The sequence below is a fragment of the Chimaeribacter californicus genome (assembly GCF_002858675.1).
Lineage (GTDB): Bacteria > Pseudomonadota > Gammaproteobacteria > Enterobacterales > Enterobacteriaceae > Chimaeribacter > Chimaeribacter californicus.
Genome location: NZ_PJZF01000055.1, coordinates 1 through 1,863 on the forward strand (window position 1 = coordinate 1; position 1,863 = coordinate 1,863).

Here is a 1,863-nt window from a genome sequence, read left to right on the forward strand (position 1 = left end):
ATGATGCGCCAGGCTGACCTGGCTGAACAGCAGTCGCAGGAAAATGATCTGTTCAATAAGCGCCTGGGTCCCATCAAAACCGATCTGCTGCGCGCCACGCACAACATCCGCACCAGCATGGACAGCCTGATTGATGCGATGTCCGATCTTGAGAAAGGTATGGACCGCCTGAAGGCGCTGACCGCATAAAACCACAGCGGCATGGGTTCCTAACAGAGGCCATGCCGCTGCGCCCACCACCACGCCCTTACAGGCAATATGAGGATCTACCGTTTGGTTAAAGCTTATTTTCTGGCAGTTGCACTCGCCCTGGTTACTGTCTTGGTTTATCGCTTCCTGGTACCTGGTTTGGTTTCCACCAACAGCTCACTGCTCTGCCTGGTAGGGATCATCCTGGCCGTGGCGTACCCGGCGCTGGTGTATATCGCCATTAAACGCCTGGTCACATCTATCTCTAAATCACTAAAGAAGGACATGGAAGTATGAAACTTAAAGCTATCTTACTCTCCTGCGTTGTTGGGGCTGCGCTGCTGCTGAGCGGCTGTGAGCGCGCGACGGTGCAATCAGGCTATGTTGGTGTAAAGGTCGATCTGTACGGCACCGATAAGGGCGTACAGCAGCAAGAAGTGGGGGTTGGTAAATACTGGCTGGGCTGGAACGAGGAAATCTACCAATTCCCGACCTTCAACCAGCTGCATAACTACGACATTCCGTTCACTTTCCAAACATCCGACTCCATGGACATCAAAGCCAAAGTTGGGGTGGAGTATTTTGTTGACCCTTCGAAGGTCACCAAAATCTTCCAGACCTACCGTAAAGGCGTTGATGAAATCACTGAGATCAACCTTCGCCAGAACATCAGCGATGCGTTGATCAACCACTCAGGGAAGATGGACATCAATTCCCTGGCCGCTGGTGGTAAAACCCAGCTGCTGGAGGAAGTGACCAATGACCTTAAGGCCAAGCTGGATCCGCTGGGCATTCGCATTGTTAAGCTGTCCTGGCTAAATGACCTGGATTACCCGCAGAAGGTCAAAGACTCCATCAACGCGAAGATTGAAGCCACCCAGCGCGCGCTGCTGCGAGAGAATGAGATCGCCCAGTCAAAAGCAGAGGCGCAGAAAGCCATCGAGCAGGCACGCGGTGAGGCAGAGGCTACAACGCTACATGCCAAAGCTGAAGCTGATGCCATTGAGCTGCGCGGTGATGCCTTGCGTAAAAACCCTGAAGTGTTGCAGCTCGAAGCGATCAACAAATGGAATGGCACCATGCCGCAATACATGACCAGTGGCGCGGCGACCCCATTCGTTAGCCTGAAGTAAACCTCGCTTTATCCCATGTTACCAGGAGCCGGCACATTGCCGGCTCTTTGCGTATATCCCTCCCTCTGTTCCCATATCCTCTGCATCTGTGTACGTGGGCAATTGCGGCCAAACATTATTACGCACAAATGTGCGTAATAATGTTTGCATAGGCGCACAATTGTGCGTATATTCTCAATCAGACGGGCACGAATGTGCCGGCATCAAACGGCGAAAATGCCTCAGCAAATATAAGGACGTTGCGATGACAAACATCATCAACCTGAATGCCACTGTAGAAACAGATTTCTTCGAAAAAGTGCTGGAAAACACCTACACCCTGCGTATTGGCAAAAGCGATAACCTGCATGAGGTTGTTACTGAAGATGGGCTGAGCACTGACGTTTACGCATGGGTTGAGCTGGTGTCCATCACCGGTACGGTATGGGCGCATTACCGTGTTTTCGGCGGCGGGTTTGAAGATGTAGGTGATGATGAAGAGGGTTACCACACTGTGTACGTCAATGCGGCCGCCCAGGCGAGCGGCCTGATGAAGAAAATG

Annotated in this window: 4 protein-coding genes; all 4 read left to right on the forward strand. The window is 52.1% G+C overall.

Annotated features, from left to right (window positions below; all coding sequences use genetic code 11):
• A partial coding sequence (locus CYR55_RS23670) for a hypothetical protein (protein WP_101818562.1) occupies positions 1-189 on the forward strand: 189 nt, incomplete at its 5' end.
• Positions 190-273: 84 nt separating this feature from the next.
• A complete protein-coding gene (locus CYR55_RS22680; RefSeq protein ID WP_146001033.1) occupies positions 274-486 on the forward strand; it encodes a hypothetical protein in 213 nt (70 codons plus the stop codon).
• Positions 483-1,322: an SPFH domain-containing protein gene (locus CYR55_RS22685; protein WP_101818564.1), complete on the forward strand. Its 840-nt coding sequence runs from the start codon at positions 483-485 to the stop codon at positions 1,320-1,322. Before CYR55_RS22680 ends, CYR55_RS22685 begins: the two co-directional genes overlap by 4 nt.
• A 244-nt stretch (positions 1,323-1,566) precedes the next feature.
• Positions 1,567-1,863: hypothetical protein (locus CYR55_RS22690; protein ID WP_146001034.1), on the forward strand; the 297-nt coding region annotated here is incomplete at its 3' end.

Coding starts and splice junctions, on each gene's coding strand:
- CYR55_RS22685 (WP_101818564.1), top strand. CDS start 483: ATGAAACTTAAAGCTATCTTACTCTCCTGCGTTGTTGGGGCTGCGCTG.